The following is a 19,879-nucleotide window of genomic DNA, read 5'->3' as shown; positions in this document are numbered from 1 at the left end:
CATTTTCGTCCTTCCCTTGTACTCCCTTATACACTCAATTCCGGAAAAGCCACTACCTTTGACCTCAGAAATAACAATCTAAAGTCAAAAAGCTATGAAACATTTTTCCCCTTTATGGTCCCTTCTTCCGGGCGCAGCCCTGATAGCCGGATGCGGAAATCCGTCGAAGAAAGAAACCGCCGACACTACCCGTCAGAAGCCTAATGTTATCTACCTGATTGCCGACGATCTGGGCATCGGTGACTTGAGTTGCTATGGCGCCACTAAAATAAGTACCCCCAATATCGACCGCCTTGCCGGACAAGGTGTGCAGTTCACTAATGCCTATGCCACCTCTTCCACCAGTACCCCCTCCCGCTTCGGTCTGCTGACAGGTATGTATCCCTGGCGACAGGAAAATACAGGAATCGCCCCCGGCAACTCCGAGCTCATTATCAATACAGCCTGCGTCACCATGGCCGACATGTTTAAGGCAGAAGGATATGCTACCGGAGCCGTTGGTAAATGGCATCTAGGACTTGGTCCTAAAGGAGGCACAGACTTCAACCATCTTATCAAGCCGAATACCCAGGATATAGGATTTGATTATGAATACATTATTCCCGCCACTGTGGATCGTGTACCTTGCGTATTCGTAGAAAACGGACACGTTGTAGGTTTAGACCCCGACGACCCCATTACCGTTAATTACCACCATAAAGTAGGTGACTGGCCTACCGGACTGGAAAATCCCGAACTCGTAAAACTGAAACCCAGCCAGGGTCATAATAATACAATCGTAAACGGTATTCCCCGTATCGGCTGGATGACTGGTGGGAAATCGGCTCTTTGGGTAGATGAAGACATTGCAGATGTCATCACCGGTAAAGCTAAAGACTTTATCATAAAACATAAAGACGAACCTTTCTTCATGTATATGGGTACACAAGACGTACACGTTCCTCGCGTACCTCATGCCCGTTTTGCCGGAAAGAGCGGTATGGGAACCCGTGGCGACGTAATCCTGCAACTGGATTGGACTGTAGGCGAGATCATGAATACTCTGGATAGTCTGAACCTTGCAGATAACACTATCTTTGTGTTCTGTAGCGATAATGGTCCCGTTATTGACGACGGCTATCAGGATCAGGCTTTCGAATTGCTGAACGGTCATACTCCTATGAAACAATACCGTGGCGGTAAGTATAGTGCTTATGAAGCCGGAACACGTATTCCCTTCATTGTACGTTGGCCTGCCGGTATTCAACCTTGCAAACAGCAAGCTTTATTCTCTATGATCGACGTGTATGCTTCCTTGGCTACCTTACTGAATCACCCGCTTACACCTGCAACCGTCGCTCCCGACAGCCGTGACCAACTGTCTACTTTCTTAGGGAAAGATAATACCGGATGTGATTATGTAGTACAGCAGAATCTGAATAATACCTTATCAATTATTCAAGGAACATGGAAATACATCGAACCAAGCAACAAACCAGCCATCGAACATTGGACGAGAATGGAGTTAGGAAACGATCCCGAGCCCCAACTGTACAATATTTCCATCGATCCATCGGAAAAAGATAATGTTGCGGCAACGCATCCGGAGATGGTAAAAGAGCTTTCAGCATTACTAGAGCAGGTGAAAGCAGGTAAGAACCAAGGAATAAGGTAGGGAATCGTACAGAACAGGTCTTCTCTATCAAGAATGTACAAATTCGTACTTTTTGCGAACTATTAGCGAAAGTCGCCTTCTATTCAATCACATACATTTGCATGGTGATTCGAGTCGTTTAACGAGAAAGAACAACCTTTTTAATAACTAATTAATTTAATATTTATGAAACAGAAAGTAACCTTAATGCTACTGGCAACTTTTCTCTGCTGCGTATTAGGCGTACAAGCACAGACAGGTAGCCAAGTTACAGGTAAAGTTGTTGATGCTATGGGAGAACTTCCCGGAGTTAGCGTCGTTGTGAAAGGAACTACTAATGGAACTATTACCGCACTTGACGGTAGTTTTAAATTAGACAATGTTAAATCCTCTGATATCCTGCAATTCTCTTTTGTAGGTTATAAAACTCAAGAAATTAAAGTTGGCAGCCAAAAGACTTTCAATGTTACTCTGCAAGAAGACGCACAGGCATTGGATGAGGTAGTCGTTGTGGCTGTTGGTTATGGTGACGTAAAACGTCGCGACTTAACCGGAGCTATCGGTAAGGCTAATATGAGCGACTTGACCAAAACCCCTATCAACAACGTAGCAGAAACACTGGGTGGACGTATCGCCGGTGTACAGGTATCTTCCACAGATGGTGGTCTGGGCGACAACTTTAATATCGTAATCCGTGGTGCCGGTTCTTTAACTCAAAGTACCGCTCCGTTGTACGTTATTGACGGTTTCCCAAGTGAGACTTCCGGAATGAGCGCCCTCAACCCGAACGATATTGAATCCATCGACGTATTGAAAGATGCTTCTGCAACAGCGATCTACGGTTCTCGTGGTGCCAATGGTGTTGTTATCATCACAACAAAGAAGGGTAAAGCCGGAAAAGCAACTCTCTCTTATAATGGTAGTGTCAGTGTTAGCAAAGTAAGAAACACCATGGACATGATGAACGGCTACGATTTCGTCAACCTGCAAAAAGAAATCATGGAAGGAAATACCAAAGAAGTAGATGGAGAAAAAGTGGATGAGTTTGCTTACTACTATCTGAAAGATGGTATCACTCTCGATGATTATAAAAACTTCAAGAGCTATGATTGGCAGGACGAAGTTTATCGTACAGCTATCAGCCACAACCACTATGTAGGTTTAAGTGGTGGCAGCGATAAAATGGACTACTCTGCATCACTCTCTTACAGCAACCAACAGGGTGTCATCATCAACTCTGACCTCTCTCGTTACCAGGGCCGTTTCAACTTCAACCAAAGAATCAATAAGAGCATAAAGATCAATGCAAATGCAAACTTTGCAAGCAACGTGCAAAACGGTCCCAATCCTTCCACCGCAGAAACAACAGTATCCAACTCACTGATGTATAGCGTATGGGGTTATCGTCCGGTTTCTCCCTCCGGTTCCGACCTTCTGGCCGAACTGTACGATAGCGATGTGGACATGAGTAATGACTACCGTTTCAACCCGGTACTCTCTGCAAAGAATGAGTTCCGTCGTACCACAACCAACCATCTGCAAGCCAACTTAGGTGTAGAATGGGAAATTATCAAAAACCTGAAGTTCAAAGTTACTGCCGGATACACCGGACGCGACATCAAAAGAGAAGAATTCAACGGAAGCCAAACTAGTACCGGTAATACACATCCGTCTAATACACGAAGCAAAGGCATCAATGCATTCCTGAGACAACAGGAGACAAGAAACTACCTGAACGAAAATACATTGTCATACGTTTATGCAAAGAACAATCACAACCTGAATGCTTTAGTCGGTGCTACTTTCCAAAAATACACCAGCTATCTTAGCAGCATTACCCAGGAACAGATTACAAACGAAGCTTTCGGAATGTCCGGTATCGGCAAAGGTTCCGCAACTCCGGTTGTCACAGCATCACAAGGAGAAAACGCCATGATTTCTTATCTGGGACGTATCAACTACAACTATGCATCCAAGTATTATGTTACAGCATCTATGCGTACCGATGGTTCTTCCAAATTTGCCCCCGGCAATCGTTGGGGTTACTTCCCATCAGCTTCATTGGCTTGGGCATTCGGTCGTGAGAAGTTCGTATCCGACGCACTTCCTTGGTTGTCAAACGGTAAATTACGTGCAAGCTGGGGTCTCACAGGTAACAACCGTATCGGTGACTTCGACTATATGGCACAATTGGTTACCAGTTCTAATGTATACAAATATCCTTGGGGCAGTTCTTTCTATCCCGGATATGTATTAGGATCAATGGCCAATGAAAAGTTGAAATGGGAAACTACCGAACAATATGACTTCGGTTTGGATCTTGGTTTCTTTGATGGGCGTATCAATGTAACAATGGACTATTATATCAAAACTACCAAAGATCTGTTGTTGGGTGCAGATGTTCCCGCAAGTTCCGGATACTCCAGTGCTACACTGAATGTTGGTAAATTACGCAATAAAGGTTTTGAGCTTACACTGGAAACTATAAACATCAAGGGTAAGAACTTTACATGGACTTCTAACTTTAACATTGCCTTCAACAGCAATAAGATTGTAGAACTGAATTACGGGCAAGATGACATGATCAGTTTCGTAAACTGGGATAACAAATATAAGACCATGCCTGCTTATATCAGCAAAAAAGGTGACGCAGCCGGAAGTATGTACGGTTTCATCTATGACGGTGTTTACAAATATGAAGATTTCAACACCTCAGTTGATGCTAATGGCAAAACCATATACAAACTGAAAGATGATGTAGTTCGTATTTCAGACGATGCCCAACCGGGTGATCCGAAATATAAGAAGCTAAGTGATAAAGAAGGCAATAAAATCACTGATGACGATCGCACCATTATTGGTAACGGACAGCCCAAGCATACAGGTGGTTTCAGCAATAACTTTGTCTACAAGAACTGGGATCTTAATATCTTCCTGCAATGGAGCTACGGCAACGATATTTTGAATGCGAACCGCATGGTATTTGAAAATCCTCAAAGCAAGAAGAATACAAATATGTTCGCTTCTTATACAAACCGCTGGAGTCCTGAGAATCCGGCTAGCAACATGCCACGTGCAAGAGCTATCGGTGCAGAATACTACAGTTCTCTGTATATAGAAGACGGTTCGTTCTTGAAGTTAAAGACCATCTCACTGGGTTACAATTTCACACCTAATACATTGCGTTCTTTAGGTATCAGTGCAGCCAGACTCTTTGTTTCGGCAGAGAATATAGCCACCATTACAGGTTATTCCGGTTCCGATCCTGAGGTTTCTACACGTAACAGTGTATTGACTCCCGGTTTCGACTGGTCCGCTTATCCGCGTTCATTCAACGCATCACTTGGTATTAACATAACCTTCTAATCACCTAAAATCAAGAAACTAATATGAAAAGTATCAATAATATCTTCAAGAAAGTTTGCATCTTGGCAATAGTTACTTCTATGGCTGGTTGCGATATGCTTGACACCAAGCCCTACGATTTTGTAGCGCCTGAAACATTCTACAAGAATGAAACTGATTGCACAATGGCATTAGCCGGTGTATACTGGACAATGGCAGCAGAACATGTGTATGGAAACCGTTATTCTTGCATGTTGTCCAATATTGACGATTTGAGTTATTACTATCGTCAAAACCAAACAAGTGCGGTAGTGGCCAATTCACATAATACGGGTAATACCGATCTATGGTACACATGGGAATCACTTTACTCAGGAATCAATAATGCCAATGTATTGCTCGACAATATCGATGGAGCCAGTATCTCTGACGAGAAAGTAAGAGCACGCATCAAAGGAGAAGCTAAATTCCTGCGCGCCTATTATCATTTCTTGCTGGTACAAGGTTGGTATGAAGTGCCCATCCGTAAAGAAACAGTAAAAGATATTACCGTCAGCAGTCTGGAGGCTACCCCCCACGCCGAAGCACTCGACTGGATCATTCAGGAAATGGAAGACTGCCTCGATATGGTAGATGACAGCAACTATGATGCATCCCCTTCACATGTGAAGAAAACTGTAGTAGAAGGTATTCTGGCTCGTGTATGTTTGTGGCGCGCAGGCGAACCTTCAAAAGGTGGAAAGCCATATTATGAAAAAGCTGCCAAGTATGCTAAAGCAGTGTACGATTCCAAGAAGCATAAGCTGAATCCGGATGTATATGCCATGTGGAAAGCCTTAGCTTCCGACCAGTATGAAACTACCTACAATGAAAGCATGTGGGAAGTAGAATTTGTTGGAACACGTGACGACGGTAGTTATACTGAAAGCCGTATCGGTAATGTAATCGGCAACCTTCAGGAAAACTCTGCAGGAACAGGCGCCGGTTATACGTATGCATTCTATGCCGGTAGTTTGATTCTGTGGGATTTGTATGATGCAAAAGATGCTCGCCGCGATCTTGCTATGGCACCTTACAAACTCAATAACAAAGATGTACAGGTTGCTTGGAAAGATAATCAGATTGTAGACCGTCGTTGTGGCAAATACCGTCGTGAATGGGAGAGCAGCAGCCCTAAGCATAAGAACTATACTCAAGAGAACTATTGTCTCCTGCGTTATGCCGATGTACTGCTCATGCTCGCTGAAGCTGAAAACGAAGCAAACCAAGGTCCTACAGCATTAGCTTACACATGTATCAACGAAGTACGTAAACGTGCAGGAATTGACGAAGTGAAAGATTTGTCATACGGTGACTTCCAGAAATTGATCCGTGATGAACGTGGTCGTGAACTTTGCTTTGAGTCTCTTCGCAAGTACGACCTGGTACGTTGGGGCATTTACTACAAGGCTATCAAAGAGGATTTGGGAGCAGCAGTCAATGATGCACGTTGGTCTACTGCCAACAATGCCAAAGGAGCGGCTCAGTATGTAAGTAATACAACTGAAAAGAACCAGTTCCTCCCCATTCCGACTAAGGAACTTGGTGTAAACACCAAATTGGAACAAAACAAATATTGGAAATAATCATTTAATTACACAGAACTTCTAACCTTAAAATGAAATCAAATAGACCTTAATCAATTTGATATGTGTGGAGGAGAGTGACCGTGAGGTTCCTCTCCTCTTTTATAACTTTTAAAAAACAATATACCTTATGACCAGAAAACACTTGCTATTCACCCTTGCGTTGCTATGCAGCCAAGTATCTTTTGCTCAATTCATAGGTTTTGAGACAGAAATCCCCAAAGAGTTTACAACAGCCGATAAGGGAAAAATCGCCCTGTCCACCCGGTATTACAAAGAAGGGAGGCAAAGCCTAGAATGGGATTTCCGTTCCGGTTCCAAACTCAATATTTCTCTAGAAAAGCTTCTCACCCTTGATGAACAAATGGAAAATTCATACGGAATAACTTTATGGATTTATAATGAAGTCCCCCAGCAAGATTCCATTCGTTTTGAGTTCCTTTCCCCCCAAGGAGATGTGTCTTATTGGTTCAGTTTCCAGTTGGCATCGGCTGGCTGGCGCGCTTGCTGGATTGGCTTCCAACACATGAAAGGAAATAAACAAAACAAAGAAATAGCAAGTTATCGACTGATAGCCCCTGAACGAAAAGGCCGCATATTTCTGGACCGTTTGACTTTCCCTGTGAAAAAGATGAACGACCGCACTACCCCCGACTTGCAGATACCTTACAATAACTCCCTTTCCTATCGTGACCTGTGGCATTGGTGCCGGGTTTGGCAATGGGAACAATATAAGTATGATATCCCACTACCTTCCACCCTCACTCAAGCAGAAAAAGAGGAACTGCGCACAGTGGAACAACGGTTGACCACCGCCCTCGATATTCAAAAAGCACCGAAAGAAGCAGTCTCCAAAGCATACGATGTTTTTCAGAAAACCAATATTCAGCGCTCCGGAACAGGATTCACAGGTGCTCCTATCCTGACTCCCGATGAACTGGACCGTTCTAAAGGAGAAATATCCTGGAATGACTTGGAAACAATGCTCTCCGGATTCGCTTACGATGCTTATTACAATCATTCCGGATCTTCCCGTCAGAATTACTTCACTGTCTGGGACTTCGCCATCAATCAAGGATTCTCTTTCGGTAGCGGAATGGGAACCAATCATCATTACGGCTATCAAGTACGGAAGATATATACTACAGCCTGGTTAATGCGCGACGCTATCTGGAAGGCTCCCAACCGGGATAATATCTTGTCTACCCTCATTTTCTGGTCTGCCTTGCAAGAAACCCGCCAGCCTTATCAATACGGCAGAGATGAATTGCTGGACAGTTGGCATACGCTTTTAATGGCTAAAACAGTTTCAGCACTGCTGTTCACTGACGAGCGGGAACGAGTACGCGCACTGAAAGGCCTTTCCCGTTGGGTATCCTCTTCTCTTCAATACACTCCGGGCACTATCGGAGGTATCAAAGTAGACGGAACCACTTTTCACCATGGCGGTTTCTATCCGGCCTATACCACAGGTGTATTAGCCATGGTAGGACAATTCATCTCCTTAACCAATAAAACGGTCTATGAACCTACCGAAGAAGCCCGTCAAGTACTGAAATCCGCCTTTATTGCCATGCGTAACTACTCCAACAAATATGAGTGGGGAGTTGGCATCAGCGGACGACATCCTTTCGGCGGCTCGATGAAAGCGGATGATGTAGCTGCTTTTGCTTATCTTGCCTTGTCAGGAGACTTATCAGGAGAAGGTAATGCCTTCGATCATCATCTGGCAGCAGACTACCTGCGGCTTTGTGAAAAGGATACCCCCGAAGCGCGTTACTTCAAAACGCAAGGTATCACTCCCGCCTCTGCCCCACAAGGTTTTTTTGTATATAACTATGGAGCGGCAGGTATTTTCCGGAGAAGCGATTGGATGGTAACCTTAAAAGGGTATACCACTGACGTCTGGGGATCTGAGATTTACCGGAAAGATAACCGCTACGGACGTTATCAGAGTTATGGTTCTGTCCAGATTATGGGATACCCCTCACGCCTTTCCAGCGGTTACGATGAGAACGGTTGGGATTGGAATCGCCTACCGGGAACTACAACCATCCACTTACCATTCGAATTGCTGGATAGCCCGCTACCGGGAACTACCATGGCACATTCCAAAGAAAATTTCTCAGGCAGTAGTTCACTGGAAGGAAAAAACGGCATGTTTGTAACGAAACTGATGGAACGTGAACTGAAAAACTTCACCCCGGATTTCGTAGCCCGCAAATCAGTCTTCTGTTTTGAAAACAGGATGATCTGTTTAGGAACAGGTATTCATAACAGCAATAACGAATATCCAACCGAAACAACTCTCTTCCAGAGTACATTCCAAAAAGGAAAAAGCACCATCCTCGTTAACGGAGAAGAAGAAAAAGAGATTGGCTTCAAAAAGAAACTTTCCGGTACTACTGAAAAGTTACTTTCCATCTGGGACGGTTACAATAACCATTATTTCGTAAAAGACGGTAATGTACAAATACAGATCACGAAACAAGAATCCCGTCATGAAAAAACACGCGCTGTAACACAGGGCACTTTCGCTTCAGCATGGATTGAACATGGAAAAGCCCCTAAAAATGGAACGTATGAATACCTCGTATGGATACAGCCAACCGATCAGGAATTAAAAAACTATGAGGCTACGCAAACATACGAAGTATTACAACGGAATGATAGTGCACATATCGTACACGACCGATTAACCGATATTACCGCCTATGCTGTCTTCGAAACCTATCGCTCGCAACGGGATAGCCTGCTTAACCTTATTCCGGCAGAAACAATGGTTATGTATAGGAGGGACAAAGCGAATATCATTATGAGCGTTTGCGATCCAAACCTAAATATTGAGGAAAAGGCATATACCACCAAGAATCCCAGCCGCGTTCTTGAAAAGAGACTAGAATTAAAAGGAAAATGGAAAATCAGTACGCCCAATGAAAAGGTAACCCTGACAGCAGACGGAGAGAATACCATTCTCACTGTTCATTGCCAACATGGACAACCTGTAGAATTCAGCCTACAGCAAAATTGAGAATCACGAAAGAATATTTGTAGTAATTACTCGGCTACATACCTGAGCCAGACTTGAGCTATACTTAGACCAGACTTGCTCCGTACATTCTCCACTCAGAGGTACCTCTACACGGAGGAAGTACGGGGTTGGTACAGAGCAAGTATGGCTCAAGTATAGTTCAGGTATGGTTTTAATGAACATGGTTATTCCGCTAAAATAGTTACCTTTGCAGAAATATTGAATAACTGATTGATATGCAGAATACCCTCCCCATTCATTTTGCCCCGCTGCAAGGTTACACCGAGGCTATTTACCGACAAGCGCATGCCCGTATATTCGGCGGTATAGAGAGTTATTATACTCCTTTTGTACGTGTGGAGCACGGAGAAATCCGAAAAAAAGATATGCGTGAGATTACTCTGGAAAACAACCGTGGCGTGCAGCTTATTCCACAACTCATTGCTCCCGATGTGGACAAAATGGAGCAAATAATAGCCCTATTCATCGAAAAAGGATATAAGAATGTGGACATAAATCTGGGATGTCCTTTCCCTCTTTTGGCTAAACGTCACAATGGTTCAGGAATGCTTCCTTATCCCGAAGAGGTGCGGGAGTTGCTGACTGCTGCCATAAAGAATCACCCCGACCTTCAATTCTCTGTTAAGATGAGGTTGGGTTGGGAAAACGCGGAAGAATGTCTGGCTTTGCTACCCTTACTGAATGAACTGCCACTGACACATATCATCATGCATCCCCGATTGGGAAAACAACAATATAAAGGGGAAGTAGACTTAAAAGGTTTTGAAACCTTCTACAACGAGTGCCGCCATCCGCTTATGTATAACGGCGATTTACTTACAATAGAAGATATACAGGCCATCAGAGAACGTTTCCCACAACTGGCAGGTATCATGATAGGTCGTGGACTGCTTGCCAATCCCGCCTTAGCTTTGGAGTATCAACAGGGACATCCGCTTTCCGAAAAGGATATGCAGGAGAGACTCAGATTGTTCCATGCTGACGTATTTGCCCAGTATGGTAATCTTCTGGAAGGGGGAGACAAGCAACTGCTGACGAAAATGAAGAACTTCTGGGAATATCTAATGCCGGACGGAGACCGGAAGGCAAAAAAAGCAATTCATAAGTCCAACAAGCTGGAAACTTACCAAGCGGCAGTCCGCAGCTTGTTGGGATAATCATTAATCTTATTCCGGATTTACACCCGGAATCGTATGTACATCCTTACGTATCTGCGCTACATGATGCAGCTTCATCCAATCGTGCAGGTACTCCCGGTGTTGCAACAGAATCTCTTTGTATTTCTCCTCGATGGCGAGATTCCGCATTTCACCACGGTCTTTTTCCATATCAAAAAGTTGCTCACGATAACGGCCTTTGTCATACAACACATATTTATAGCGAGAGGTACGTAAAGCCCAGCCACGTGTGTTCCCGCCTTTATCGAAAGTGGTTTCGGTTACGATATAGTCCTGGTGCTTCAATGACGGATCGGCTTTCTCTACCAACGGTCTGAAAGAAACACCATGCAACCCTTCAGGAAGCCGGATGCCTGCCCAGTCGCAAACTGCTGCAAAAAAATCGACACCATTATTCACGAGTTGCGGCATCTCCTTGCCGGCATTCTTCTTTCCCGGTAAGGTTACAATCAGAGGGATATTTACCACCTCTTCATATAAAGCCGATTTCTGGTTCCAATGGTGTGCTCCCACTCCATCGCCATGATCACTGGTAAATATCACGACTGTATTCTTCCATAAATCCTGTTTATCTATAGCATTCAAAATCTTACCGATTTCTGCATCCACCTTTTCAACCAGACGGTAATAGAGGCTTCGGTAACGGCGCCAATCATCCGGAGTGTAGTTACGGGTAGGATAAGCCGAATAATTCAGGCTCTGCTCATAACTGATAACATCAGCGTCATAGGGATTCTTAGCGAAATTAAGAGGTAGTCCCGGCCACTCATTCTGCGGCAGGTCTTCTATATTTCCCCAAGGCAAATTCTGGCTACGTGCGTACTCACAGATATTATGCGGGTTATCGAATCCCGCCACCAGGAAGAAGGGTTTGGTATGTTTTTGTTCCAGAAAGTCGACACAGGCTTCCGCCAACCCATTATCACTATGAGGATGGATAGTAGTAAAACCGAACTCTTTATCCGGCATGGAGGCTGTATGTACATGCCATTTACCGGCATAGATACAATCATAACCGGCATCCTGCATCAATGTCCCCAAAGTCCGGATACGCAATGAGTCCGGTATCGGTGTACCGTTTCGGGCAAGTCCTACTTCGTGCGAAGTATAGCCTGTAAACATAGCTGCCCTGGCAGGTCCACTCAAAGGCGTAGAGCAATAGGCATTACGGAACAGGACACCTGACTCTGCCAGCTTATCCATATTCGGAGTATGCAAGTCATCGTTTCCCATGCAACTCATCGCAGAGGCTGTCTGTTGATCGGTTACAATATAGATGATATTAGGCAACTCTTTCGCCCAAACTAGGGAGGGAGCGACAGCCGTTGCACACAACATTATATTCTTTACTTTCATCACAGTTCTATTTTAAGGATTAACTTCATTATTTCTTCAGCTCCACATCAAAGCTGGCGGCATCTCTGCATGTAAAACGCAGAACCGTTTGCTGCTTATCTTTGGAAATCACTTTGCAATAGGGAGTTTCTGCAACCTTCCATGCGCCCTTTAGAGTAACGGTTACAGGTATCTCACCACTATCATTGTCAATCCAAGGACGCGAATAAATGCTGCGTTCCATACGTTTGCCATCCTTGTCAAAAGCCTCATCGCTCGGCCCCCGATATAGTGCCAGATCCGGTTGGGAAACGGTCAATAAGAGCTTATCTTTGTCTTCACGTATCATGACGAGACAGGAAGTATCAGCTTTCTGCAGCAAACCCTCCTCAGGCAATGCCTGTGGTGTTTCAAAAAGTACGTATGAGGTCAGCTTATCAGTCAGAGAACGAACGATATGAGCGTTGCGATCCTGTTGCAATACCTTGTAAGACGGTTTCTTTGCGAAAGCTTTCAAGGAAACTGCATCCGTACGGGGCAGGACAGCATATTCATAAGAAGCACCCTTCGGAGCCTTTCCATGCTCTAATACCAATGAAACCCAATCACCGGAAGTAGGTTTCGGATTACGTTCACCTACGGTAACTTGTGGGAAATTCTTTTCATATTTTGCCACTTTCATCGAGTTTTTCGACAAATAATAACCTACTCCGTTAGGATCGATATAGGTCTGTCCGTCACTTTTATAAGCTGCCCAGTAATCATGCATTTCGGGAGTAGTGGCTGCCAATTGGAAAACGGTAGTCTCTGTCGGGAACTCTTCATTTGTATTCTCAATATCCGTACCCAGACATACAATCGTTCCATTGAAGAAGTGATAAGACTTGCGGGCACGGTGTGAGCCGTTGTACTTGTCATGCTCATGAAGCTTCATGCCGAAGTTACCATTTAATTTCGCCTGAGACAAGCCACCAGCAAAAGCCTCATCGGAATAAAGCATTTCTTCCATGCCGGAGAAAGTATCTACATTCATCACTTTAGCGCGAAGCTGATCGAATGGTAAATGAATAGTCGTCGTACCGGGGAAACGGTTCCAATCGAATCCTGCTTCTTGCCAGCCACTGGTGGTAAAAGTAACCATTTCATCGGGCTTTCCGGTTAATATTTGCATGCTGCCGTGAGCCAAATAACGACCGAAGAAGTTGGCATCCAGATAATGTTCTGCTGCCCAAAGGTAACGGGAATGTCCACGTACCACAGCTGCCCAGTTATCCCGGCGCTGTACTGAAACACAACCGTACCCTAACGCCAGATTACCTTGCGGATTGGGCTCGGGGCGGAATCCCTGTGCTTCAAATAGCTGTTTTAGCTTTTGTTCGTAAGCGGTAGATGCTTTCGGCAGATAATCAGGAGCATTCTTATCAGGAGTTTCCGTATAAGAAACCAGACGCAGATAAGCAGCAGCCAGTTCAGGGTCATATTTCTGATTTCCATCGGGAGTACCAGCCAATGCCAAAGTAGCATATTGTATGGGAATCAATTGTCCCTTTCCATTGGGATGGCGCCCTGACATGGAAAGAGCCCATTGTTTGGTATTACAATAGAAACGCATGGTGAGCAATACATTCTTTACTGTTTCGTGCGCTATTTCAGATACTTTGAATCCTGTTCCACTCAACAGATAAATCATATTCGTAGCACCATCCAAACCACCGACCGCATAAGCCGGATAGTTATTGCGATGATGGAAACAAGCACCGTCTTTTTTGAAAGAACCGGCCAATCCGAGTGCCGGACGGCAACCATAATCTATCCAGCGGGAGAAAGAACGGAGATATTGAAGTTTCTCAGGAGTATCTTCCATAATCAGGATACTTGCCATGCGCCCCTGCGTCTGTGTATTGAAAGTATCTATATCAATGCCATTGACCGTGGGTTTAGGATACACCTCATTAGTAATGGCATACCAACGCAAGGTGCGTTCCGCTTCATTCAGCTTTCCGGCTCCCCTCAATACGTCTTTCATCAGGAAGTAGGCCACATACAAACCGCGCATGCTGTATCCGTAATGATGGATATTCCCCCAACAACTGCCATAGGCTACTCCCTGATCAGTGATATGGTCGTACATGGCCAGAAACTTCTGTTTCAGTTCATCCTTTGTCACAGCATCCGAAGCATTGTTATAGGCATAGGCTATCCGGCGCATCAGATTGAAATACTCACTCATCTCCATCCCTAACTTAGTGAACATGCCTTTGTCCCAGTTGGGATACATACGTTCGTAAGCTTCTGCCTGTCGTACCATGAAGATGGGTAGTCCGCTTACAACACCGTTCTTATAAGTAATCCCATAGAAATCATATTTCTTACGAATACCTTCCATCTCTTTTTCTGTCAGTTTAGAAGGAGTATAAAGCATATCGCGGAAACGTTTTTCCATCAACTGCATATCTTGTCTGTCCTTCTCACTAACCGTAGTAAGGGCTATTTCCGGTTTCCACAGGGAGTGTTCATAAATCACCAGCCAATGATTAGTGGTTCCTTTATTAACGAAGGGTACCTGCACATCAGCAGTTTGCTGACGGGCATCCACTTTACTGGCAGTTATCAGATGGTCAATGAACAACTCTCCTTTCACGTCGGGTGCAACGATACGCAGTTCATTCATCCCAGGTTCAGGAGTACCTTGCATATCGCGCTCGTAGCAGACCCAGGCAGCACGCCAACCTGTGAAATTAATACCGAAAGGAAAAGAAGTGCACTTCTTTCCGTCTTTCAGGAATTCAAACTCAATAGTAGTATTCTGGGCTTTTGCGTTGTACACCCAGACAATAAAGGCGGAAAGGTACAGGTCCTTTCCGGTGGGGTCTTTCTTCTCGAACTTCAGATCACGCTGAAGGGTTAGTATAGAACCGGGTTCAAAGGTCCAGCGTAAACTGTGCGTACCGTCTTTATAATGTTGGTCGCTGATGCCGAGTGTGGCTTTCGTTGCGCTCAGCCCGGCAGGAAGCTCTGGTTGTTCAAAAGAGAGTAACCGGTCATTCTTTACAACTTGTGCCGACAGGCTAAAGGAAAACAGTGCAGCACATGCAGCAACAAGGGTAGATTTCATCAGATTAAGTTTCGTCATCATGGTATGAGAATATTAATGGGATTAATTCAAACGTTCGATATGGAAGTTAGTGAAACGAACATGATTTTGCAGAAGACGCAGGCCAAAGTGCCCATCACCTGCACCGGCTTCGAGAGGCAGACGGAAAAGCTCCTCACCATCTACTAAGAAAGTTGTGCTATTATTCTGAACACGAATCCGGATATGATACCATCGGTTCGGCTTCAATAGATGAACAGGATCGATATACTCTTTAATCAAAGGTTTGATGCGAGCCTCATCTACATCGTAAAACTGACCGTAGTAACGACGAAAACGGGTAGTGGTATTATCATTACCACCATAGCCTACATAGAACAGATTCAATGTATTATAGTTACGGAAGATGCCATTTCGCCAAGTGGAGCGAGCTAATAGTTTGCCAAGGTGTTTCGGATCGTTTGCAGCCCAGAAGCAGTTCATGTCGCTAAGACGATCGTGTTCTCCGCCATTCATCACCATGCAGATATGATAACTGATTTCATAATCACCGGTCAGGCGGTCTTTATACCATAAAGTAAGCCCTTCGGGCACGATAAGTTCAAGCGTATCTTCACGGATGGTGAAGTCCATCATCCCCGACTGGTCTTCGGCAATCCAATGGCCCAAAGAAGCGCGCTCTTGCGCCAATAAAGTACAAGGGAGAAAAAGGAAAATACATTCCCACAGAATATGTATGAAAGTTGAACGTGTCATTTCCGGTATTAGTTTCGTTTACAATATTTCCACATTGCAAAGAAACGGTACTTTTTAGAGAAAATGACACATAAATCGTACAAAAAAGGTATATTTTAGTAATTTAAGGATGCATCTCCTCAAACGCTTTATTCTCCTCTTCTATTGTAGTGATAGTTTCCGGCAACTCACTGATAGGAAGATCGAAGTTATACCAATCAGTATAGCAATCGGTAACATACCACTTTCCATCAATCAGCTCGAACACTACGCGAAGGGAAGCTTCCGACTCATCATAGCCAGCCTCAAACTCTTTATGCTTGGGGTTGTTCACGGTAAACCGGGAGACATAAACTCCGCCCTCTTCGTCTGTGATGCGTTCTTCTTTAAACGCATCTTCACCCAGCAACGCCCACTTATCACGTGTAAACGGAAAAGTTTTCTCCGTCTCACCATCTTCCTCTAACAGGGCAATGGGAGTTTTCAACGGAAACTTGATACGGGAATACTGGAAAGAAGCACTGGAAGTAAATTTCTTGAGGAATGCCTGGAAGTCCTCATTAGCTGCGGCAGCCTGACTATTCGTAGTCGTCAGCATAAGTACCGCGAAAAGACAAAATACAAAGTGAATTGCTTTCATCTGGTTACAATGTCAAAGGGTTTATTAATCAGGCGCAAAGATAATGCAAAATCCGAAAGCGATACAAAACAAACTTATTTAATATTGTTAAGGTGTAGTTTATCTTATCCGCAGAAAATAAGAATAATCCATCCGTTACCATATCTTCAAACATATGAGATAATATTACAAAGAAGATACATATTATATCCGTTCCTTTACTACCAATAACACGATATATCCAATACTTATGAAAACAATAATATCATTTATGCTTTTTAGTATTCTGACATCATGTATCCAACAAGAAAGTCAGTTAGAGCAAGCAATATCGCAAAGTGGAGACAACCATATTGAACTGGAAAAGGTCTTGCTACACTACTCCGTAAAAAAACGGAAATTCGCCTACCTATGCGCATTTAATAATGAGAAATGGGTCCCGATACATTTCGGAGAGATCAGCGAGAATACAGTAACATTTGAAAATGTAGGAACCGGCATTGCCTGCATTGCAGGATATTGGATCAATGATGAAATAGTTCCCGCATCCTATCCGTTTCTAATAACCAGTACAGGAAAGCCCCACTATTTGCGCCCCGATAAAAAGCAGACGCAGACACTGCGCCTCAAACGTAAATATCCGCTGGTTAATTGGGTCAACCGCAATAGCGACAAAATGGTAGGGGCAAAAATAGAAGCTTCACATCTCCCCTCTTTCATCCCCTCAGTCGAAGTATCCACCTTGTCAGAAAACGCATATTCCAACTATGCGGATCATTTCATCTCTCATCCGCATAAATACCGGTATTGGAGAATTTTGATTCCAAGAAAGACCTCAATCGCTGAACTGGAATTTTTCTCCGGTAATGACACCGTTCCATTAAAAGGGAACTTTTTCGCATCACCCAAGGAAAAGGGATTTGAACAGAAAAAGGCAGCCCTATCCGACCGGGACAAATTAACTTCCGCCGAAATACAGGATTGGGTGGCTATTGATTTGGGCGCTCCGGCCAGCATCAGCCGCATTCATTACTTGCCTTTGACGGATGATAACAATATAGTACCCGGTGAGACTTACGAGCTACTGGTAGGTGACGACAAAGGCTTCAACAGCCTGGGCATGAAAGTGGCCGAATATTCATACATTGATTTCGATTCGGTACCCGTCAACGGGCTGTATTGGATCAGAAACCATACGAAAGGACGCGAAGAGAGAATTTTCACATTTGAAAGAAACAGAGTCATCTTCAGATAAAAAATGATAAAACAAGCCTTTACATATACCGACTTATACGCTTGCGCATTCGCGCTTTACCTTATTTGCCACACCGTTGGAACGTCCGATAACCTTATGGACAAAAATGATTGGCTGATATGGGGTTGCGTTGCACTCTGCTATGCAGCAGTGCGTTGCTTGACACGGTCCTGTCAATACAAGTTATTGGGTATAATCGCAATTACCGGATTTATTCAGTCCCTCATCGCATGGGGGCAATTTTGTGGTTGGGCAGAATCCAACCACAACAACTTCCCGGTTACAGGCAGTTTCAAGAACCCGGTACCTTTGGCAGGTTATATCGGTGCCTGCCTGATATTAATCGTAGAATTTATGTCGTTGTGCTATAAGGAGAACAGAAAAACAATCTTTACCCTATTGATACCCGCAGCAGCCTCAATATCGGGAATTATCATCCTCTCCTATTCCCGAGCCGCATGGATAGCTCTGCTCATATCCCTTATACACCTATTGGCAAGGTACCGCAAAATCCGATACCGGCACCTATTTCCCGTAGCGGTATTGTGCCTTTCTTGCTTGGCAGCCCTCTATTTCCTGAAGAAAGAATCTGCCGACGCGCGATTGTTTATATGGAAAAACAGCGGACAGCTTCTTCATACTTCCCCATTAACAGGTTCGGGCGTAAACACCTTTGCATCCCGGTACATGTATACACAAGCCGAGTATTTTGCAAACCATCCGGACTCTCCCTACAAACTCAAAGCGTCCGATAACAGCCATGCCTTCAACGAATACCTGCGCATCATAGTCGAATATGGAATCATCGGACTTATTCTGCTATTTTTGTTGTTCAGAAGCATGTCGTTTTTCCACCCCGTATTATCTTTCTATTGCATCTTTGCCTTTTTTTCATATCCGTTGGAAATCACGCCCATCATATTGCTGGTAACCGTCATGGCGGCATCATATCCGGGAAAAAACATCTGCTATTATCCCCGATATATCTTGATAACCATCTGCCTGTCGGCGTCATGCCTCCTTAGTTACAGAGCATGGCGATTCAAGTCCGAAGAACGGGAATTAAAAAGTATGATTCATGAATACGGGTGCTTGCCCGGTGCCGGACTGGAGGACAAACTATTCGGATATTATCCTTGCTATAAGAATAACCATATATACATTGCTTCCTGCGCTATGCAGTTCTACAAAAATAAAAGCTATCCCAAAGCAGAAGTCATGTTACGGCGGGCATCCGTGCTATTTCCTTCCTCAAGGATCTTGTACGACTTAGGCAATTGCTGTCACCGGCTTCAGAAATACGAGGAAGCAGAACGGTTTCTGTCCATCGCCTGCAACATGGCTCCGGGACACGTCTTGCCGCAATACTATCTGTTTCGCCACTACGCCGAAACCGGCCAAACCCATAAGGCACTGAATAGCGCCCACACGATCATTCATAGCAAATTCAAACAAGAAGGCTCTACCGCTCTTCAAATGAAACATTTGGTAAAAGAGTATTTGAGCAAAACAAAGGAAGGAGGTGAGAGACAATAAAAGAATTTTAACCGGAAAAAAGAATGTATTATTAATCAACAAAAATACATTAGTTATGAAAAAGAAAAAACTAATATTCATCTTAGCCCTATTCGCAGTGATATGGAATTCGTGCTTTGATGATTTACCCTACTCGCGACGGCAAGAGCGGAATCAGAAAACAACGGATGATGCCATAAGCCTCAACGCAGTAAAAAAGTATTATTCGCACATCCCCCTATTGACTTTGCCACAGACACAAGACAAGGCAAACGGTGGTCATGGAATGAATGATAGCATAGATACCGCGAAAGACAGTACCCACGTACACACTGATGCGTGTCAGCACAAGCATCACACACGCGGCCTGCCGGATATTCAAGAGAGTAACATTGTTCCTCTATGGGATGAAGCCAGAGAATGGTCGGATTCAGTATCCGTCTATATAGAAATACCTCTGAATATCAGTGGCGGGAAATTATAGCCCATAAAA

At 44.2% G+C, this 19,879-nt stretch carries 11 protein-coding genes and 1 pseudogene; 8 read left to right on the top strand and 4 right to left on the bottom strand.

Translation table 11 applies throughout. The features are described from left to right. The first annotated feature begins 94 nt into the window (after positions 1-94). From BACINT_RS06265 to BACINT_RS06245, 5 genes are all read left to right on the top strand, one after another. A complete protein-coding gene (locus tag BACINT_RS06265; RefSeq protein WP_007661472.1) occupies positions 95-1,654 on the top strand; it encodes a sulfatase-like hydrolase/transferase in 1,560 nt (519 codons plus the stop codon). Positions 1,655-1,819: 165 nt separating this feature from the next. Next, positions 1,820-4,999: a SusC/RagA family TonB-linked outer membrane protein gene (locus BACINT_RS06260; RefSeq protein WP_007661471.1), complete on the top strand. Its 3,180-nt coding sequence runs from the start codon at positions 1,820-1,822 to the stop codon at positions 4,997-4,999. 23 nt (positions 5,000-5,022) lie between these two features. Further along, complete coding sequence (locus tag BACINT_RS06255) at positions 5,023-6,603, top strand: RagB/SusD family nutrient uptake outer membrane protein (protein ID WP_007661470.1); 1,581 nt, start codon at positions 5,023-5,025, stop codon at positions 6,601-6,603. 130 nt (positions 6,604-6,733) lie between these two features. Then, positions 6,734-9,634 (top strand): chondroitinase family polysaccharide lyase, encoded by a 2,901-nt coding sequence (locus BACINT_RS06250; RefSeq protein ID WP_007661469.1) that lies wholly within the window; start codon positions 6,734-6,736, stop codon positions 9,632-9,634. 236 nt (positions 9,635-9,870) lie between these two features. Further along, positions 9,871-10,812: a tRNA-dihydrouridine synthase family protein gene (locus BACINT_RS06245; protein WP_007661468.1), complete on the top strand. Its 942-nt coding sequence runs from the start codon at positions 9,871-9,873 to the stop codon at positions 10,810-10,812. A gap of 9 nt (positions 10,813-10,821) precedes the next feature. On the opposite strand, the gene BACINT_RS06240 is transcribed toward BACINT_RS06245, so the two are convergent. The 4 genes from BACINT_RS06240 to BACINT_RS06225 form a co-directional block, all read right to left on the bottom strand. After that, complete coding sequence (locus BACINT_RS06240; protein WP_007661467.1) at positions 10,822-12,189, bottom strand: sulfatase family protein; 1,368 nt, start codon at positions 12,187-12,189, stop codon at positions 10,822-10,824. Between the two features lie 28 nt (positions 12,190-12,217). Next, the gene (locus BACINT_RS06235; RefSeq protein ID WP_085930020.1) at positions 12,218-15,283 is read right to left on the bottom strand and encodes a chondroitinase family polysaccharide lyase; all 3,066 of its coding nucleotides are present in this window, start codon (positions 15,281-15,283) and stop codon (positions 12,218-12,220) included. A gap of 42 nt (positions 15,284-15,325) precedes the next feature. Beyond that, entirely contained in the window at positions 15,326-16,018 is a 693-nt protein-coding gene (locus BACINT_RS06230) for a DUF6250 domain-containing protein (RefSeq protein WP_007661465.1), read from the bottom strand. A gap of 103 nt (positions 16,019-16,121) precedes the next feature. Beyond that, positions 16,122-16,637, bottom strand: coding sequence for a hypothetical protein (locus tag BACINT_RS06225; protein ID WP_007661463.1), 516 nt, complete (start codon positions 16,635-16,637; stop codon positions 16,122-16,124). 229 nt (positions 16,638-16,866) lie between these two features. Between BACINT_RS06225 and BACINT_RS06220 the strand changes: the two genes are divergently transcribed. The 3 genes and pseudogenes from BACINT_RS06220 (at position 16,867) to BACINT_RS06210 (ending at position 19,870) form a co-directional block, all read left to right on the top strand. Further along, a complete protein-coding gene (locus BACINT_RS06220) occupies positions 16,867-17,871 on the top strand; it encodes a hypothetical protein (RefSeq protein WP_007661459.1) in 1,005 nt (334 codons plus the stop codon). A 3-nt stretch (positions 17,872-17,874) separates the two neighbouring features. Continuing rightward, positions 17,875-18,684, top strand: a pseudogene (locus tag BACINT_RS24825) (O-antigen ligase family protein); the annotation flags it as partial. Positions 18,685-19,462: 778 nt separating this feature from the next. Continuing rightward, a complete protein-coding gene (locus BACINT_RS06210; protein ID WP_157448647.1) occupies positions 19,463-19,870 on the top strand; it encodes a hypothetical protein in 408 nt (135 codons plus the stop codon). Positions 19,871-19,879: the final 9 nt, after the last annotated feature.

It is taken from the genome of Bacteroides intestinalis DSM 17393, assembly GCF_000172175.1.
GTDB lineage: Bacteria > Bacteroidota > Bacteroidia > Bacteroidales > Bacteroidaceae > Bacteroides > Bacteroides intestinalis.
Note: the sequence above shows the minus strand (reverse complement) of the source record. Positions and strands in the feature narration are given on the sequence as shown.

Excerpts from the sequence above, each read along its gene's own strand:
- BACINT_RS06210 (WP_157448647.1), top strand. The coding sequence starts at position 19,463 with ATGAAAAAGAAAAAACTAATATTCATCTTAGCCCTATTCGCAGTGATA.
- BACINT_RS06240 (WP_007661467.1), bottom strand. The coding sequence starts at position 12,189 with ATGAAAGTAAAGAATATAATGTTGTGTGCAACGGCTGTCGCTCCCTCC.
- BACINT_RS06230 (WP_007661465.1), bottom strand. The coding sequence starts at position 16,018 with ATGACACGTTCAACTTTCATACATATTCTGTGGGAATGTATTTTCCTT.
- BACINT_RS06255 (WP_007661470.1), top strand. The coding sequence starts at position 5,023 with ATGAAAAGTATCAATAATATCTTCAAGAAAGTTTGCATCTTGGCAATA.
- BACINT_RS06250 (WP_007661469.1), top strand. The coding sequence starts at position 6,734 with ATGACCAGAAAACACTTGCTATTCACCCTTGCGTTGCTATGCAGCCAA.
- BACINT_RS06245 (WP_007661468.1), top strand. The coding sequence starts at position 9,871 with ATGCAGAATACCCTCCCCATTCATTTTGCCCCGCTGCAAGGTTACACC.
- BACINT_RS06260 (WP_007661471.1), top strand. The coding sequence starts at position 1,820 with ATGAAACAGAAAGTAACCTTAATGCTACTGGCAACTTTTCTCTGCTGC.
- BACINT_RS06265 (WP_007661472.1), top strand. The coding sequence starts at position 95 with ATGAAACATTTTTCCCCTTTATGGTCCCTTCTTCCGGGCGCAGCCCTG.
- BACINT_RS06235 (WP_085930020.1), bottom strand. The coding sequence starts at position 15,283 with ATGAAATCTACCCTTGTTGCTGCATGTGCTGCACTGTTTTCCTTTAGC.
- BACINT_RS06220 (WP_007661459.1), top strand. The coding sequence starts at position 16,867 with ATGAAAACAATAATATCATTTATGCTTTTTAGTATTCTGACATCATGT.
- BACINT_RS06225 (WP_007661463.1), bottom strand. The coding sequence starts at position 16,637 with ATGAAAGCAATTCACTTTGTATTTTGTCTTTTCGCGGTACTTATGCTG.